This is a genomic window from Roseateles sp. GW821-FHT09B06, from assembly GCF_059418245.1.
This window is the reverse complement of the sequence record NZ_JBWKPM010000057.1, coordinates 1-3389: the sequence shown is the minus strand read 5'-3', so window position 1 is coordinate 3389 and position 3389 is coordinate 1. Positions and strand designations below refer to the sequence as shown.

General features: G+C 67.0%; 4 protein-coding genes. All 4 read left to right on the top strand.

Features of this window, described 5'->3' with window-relative positions; genetic code table 11:
* Positions 1–2: 2 nt before the first annotated feature.
* Positions 3–926 (top strand): branched-chain amino acid ABC transporter permease, encoded by a 924-nt coding sequence (locus AC07OQ_RS24385; RefSeq protein ID WP_495055728.1) that lies wholly within the window; start codon positions 3–5, stop codon positions 924–926.
* 128 nt (positions 927–1054) lie between these two features.
* Positions 1055–2140 (top strand): branched-chain amino acid ABC transporter permease, encoded by a 1086-nt coding sequence (locus AC07OQ_RS24380; protein ID WP_495055727.1) that lies wholly within the window; start codon positions 1055–1057, stop codon positions 2138–2140.
* Between the two features lie 22 nt (positions 2141–2162).
* The gene (locus AC07OQ_RS24375) at positions 2163–2945 is read left to right on the top strand and encodes an ABC transporter ATP-binding protein (RefSeq protein ID WP_495055726.1); all 783 of its coding nucleotides are present in this window, start codon (positions 2163–2165) and stop codon (positions 2943–2945) included.
* Positions 2946–2961: 16 nt separating this feature from the next.
* A partial coding sequence (locus tag AC07OQ_RS24370) for an ABC transporter ATP-binding protein (RefSeq protein ID WP_495055725.1) occupies positions 2962–3389 on the top strand: 428 nt, incomplete at its 3' end.

Below are 3389 nucleotides of genomic sequence, written 5' to 3'. Positions count from 1 at the left end.
CTATGGAAATCTTTTTCCAGCAAATCATCAATGGCTTGGTGCTGGGCAGCATGTATGCGCTGGTGGCGCTGGGGTACACGATGGTGTACGGGATCATCAACCTGATCAATTTCGCGCATGGCGAGATTTTGATGGTGGGGGCGCTGGTGGGGTGGACGGTGATCACGGCGCTGCAGGACACGGGGCTGCCGGGGTGGGCGCTGATGCTGATCGGGCTGGGCTGCGCGATCGTGGTGTGCACGGTGCTGAACTTCACGGTGGAGAAGATTGCGTACCGGCCGCTGCGCAACGCGCCGCGGCTGGCGCCGCTGATCACGGCGATGGGGATGTCGCTCTTGCTGCAGACGCTGGCGATGATCATCTGGAAGCCCAACCCCAAGCCCTTCCCGCTGCTCTTGCCGACCACGCCCATCGATCTGGGCGGGCCGGTGATCACGGTGACGCAATGCCTGATCCTGGGGCTGACGGTGATGATCCTGGCGGGGCTGATCTATCTGGTGAACCACACCAAGCTGGGCCGGGCGATGCGGGCCACGGCGGAGAACCCGCGGGTGGCGGGGCTGATGGGCGTGAAGCCCGACTTCATCATCTCGGCCACGTTCGTCATCGGCGCGGTGCTGGCCGCGGTGGCGGGCATCATGTGGGCGGCCAACTACGGCACGGTGCAGCACTCGATGGGCTTCCTGCCGGGGCTGAAGGCCTTCACGGCGGCGGTGCTGGGCGGCATCGGCAACCTGGCCGGGGCGATGGTGGGCGGGGTGCTCCTGGGTCTGATCGAGGCCATCGGGGCGGGCTACCTGGGCGAGCTGACCGGCGGCGTGCTGGGCAGCCACTACGCCGACATCTTCGCCTTCATCGCGCTGATCCTGGTGCTGACGCTGCGACCGTCGGGCCTGCTGGGCGAGCGTGTGGCGGACCGGGCCTGACATGAACCACCCCCTACGCGCTGGGCGCGCGCCCTCGAGGGGGCAACACCGGCAGACCGGCAAAGCCGGATCTGCGGTGTTCGCTGGGGAATGCAAGCGGCTGCAAAGCCATCGCTGAGGAATCATCCATGCAAAAGAACAAACTGATCGTCTTCCTGCTGGCCGCGGTGGGCCTGCTGGTGGTGCCGCTGTTCGCGCAGCAGTTCGGCAACGGCCCGGTGCGCATCATCGACCTGGCGCTGCTGTACGTGCTGCTGGCGCTGGGGCTGAACATCGTGGTGGGCTACGCGGGCCTGCTGGACCTGGGCTATGTGGCCTTCTACGCGCTGGGCGCCTACATGTTCGGCCTGCTGGCCAGCCCGCACCTGAGCGAGAACTTCGAGGCCATCCGGGCCGCGTTCCCCGAGGGGCTGCACTCGCCGCTGTGGGTGGTGATCCCGCTGGGCGCGGCGCTGGCGGGCTTCTTCGGCATGGTGCTGGGGGCGCCCACGCTGAAGCTGCGCGGTGACTACCTGGCCATCGTGACCCTGGGCTTCGGCGAGATCATCCGCGTGTTCCTGAACAATATGGAATACCCGCTGAACATCACCAACGGCCCGCGCGGCATCGGCCAGATCGACAGCGTGCACTTCTGGGGGTTCGACCTGGGCAAGACGCACGAGTTCTTCGGCCTCAGCATCCCCTCGGTGACGATGTACTACTACCTGTTCCTGGCCCTGGTGGTGTTCAGCGTGCTGATCTGCTACCGGCTGGAGAACTCGCGCATCGGGCGCGCCTGGATGGCCATCCGCGAGGACGAGATCGCCGCCAAGGCCATGGGCATCAACACCCGCAACATGAAGCTGCTGGCCTTCGGCATGGGCGCGACGTTCGGCGGCGTGGCGGGCAGCATGTTCGCCTCCTTCCAGGGCTTCGTCAGCCCCGAGTCCTTCAGCCTGCAGGAATCCATCATGATCGTGGCGATGGTGGTGCTGGGGGGCATCGGCCACATCCCGGGCGTGATCCTGGGGGCGCTCTTGCTGTCGGCGCTGCCCGAGGTGCTGCGCTACGTGGCCGGGCCGCTGCAGCAGATGACCGACGGGCGGCTGGACGCGGCGATCCTGCGCCAGCTGCTGGTGGCGCTGGCGATGATCTCGGTGATGCTGCTGCGCCCGCGCGGCCTGTGGCCCTCGTCCGAGCATGGCAAGGGTGCCCCGGCGCCGACCAAGCAATAAGCAAGAAGCCGGAGAAACAGCAATGACGACGACGGAAACTGTGCTCAGCGTCAAGGGCGTGTCCAAGCGCTTCGGCGGCCTGCAGGCCCTCTCGGACGTGGGCATCGAGATCAGGAAGGGGCAGGTCTACGGCCTGATCGGCCCCAACGGGGCGGGCAAGACCACCTTCTTCAACGTGATCACGGGGCTGTACACGCCGGACGGCGGCACGTTCGAGCTGGGCGGCACGCCCTACACGCCGCAGGCGGTGCACCAGGTGGCCAAGGCGGGCATCGCGCGCACCTTCCAGAACATCCGGCTGTTCGCCGAGATGACGGCGCTGGAGAACGTGATGGTGGGGCGCCATGTGCGCAGCCACTCGGGCCTCCTGGGCGCGGTGTTCCGCACCCCCGGCTTCAAGCACGAGGAAGCCGCCATCGCGCAGCGCGCGCAAGAACTGCTGGACTATGTGGGCATCGGCAAGTACGCGGACTTCAAGGCCCGCACCCTGAGCTACGGCGACCAGCGCCGGCTGGAGATCGCCCGGGCCCTGGCCACCGACCCCAAGCTGATCGCGCTGGACGAGCCGGCCGCGGGCATGAACGCCACCGAGAAGGTGGTGCTGCGGGCGCTGATCGACCGCATCCGCAAGGACGGCCGCACCATCCTCTTGATCGAGCACGACGTGAAGCTGGTGATGGGGCTGTGCGACCGGGTGACGGTGCTGGACTACGGCAAGCAGATCGCCGAGGGCACGCCGTATGACGTGCAGCGCAACGAGAAGGTGATCGAGGCCTATCTCGGGGCCGGCCACGCGGCGCATTGAACAGGAAGACAAGAACATGGCTGAGAACAAAGAGATCCTGCTCAAGGTCAGCGGGCTGAAGGTGGCCTACGGCGGCATCCAGGCCGTCAAGGGCGTGAGCTTCGAGGTGCGCCGGGGCGAGCTGGTGAGCCTGATCGGGGCCAACGGGGCGGGCAAGACCACCACGCTGAAGGCCATCACCGGGCTGCAGCCGGTGGCGGAAGGGGCGATCGAGTTCATGGGCAAGCCCATCAAGGGCCAGGGCGCCTGGAACCTGGTCAAGCAGGGGCTGGTGATGGTGCCGGAAGGGCGCGGCACCTTCACGCGCATGACCATCACCGAGAACCTGCAGATGGGCGCCTACATCCGCAGCGACGCCGAGGTCGAGTCGGACATGGAGCGCATCTTCGCGATCTTCCCGCGCCTGAAGGAGCGCAGGAACCAGCTGGCCGGGACGATGTCGGG

Excerpts from the sequence above, each read along its gene's own strand:
- AC07OQ_RS24385 (WP_495055728.1), top strand. The coding sequence starts at position 3 with ATGGAAATCTTTTTCCAGCAAATCATCAATGGCTTGGTGCTGGGCAGC.
- AC07OQ_RS24380 (WP_495055727.1), top strand. The coding sequence starts at position 1,055 with ATGCAAAAGAACAAACTGATCGTCTTCCTGCTGGCCGCGGTGGGCCTG.
- AC07OQ_RS24375 (WP_495055726.1), top strand. The coding sequence starts at position 2,163 with ATGACGACGACGGAAACTGTGCTCAGCGTCAAGGGCGTGTCCAAGCGC.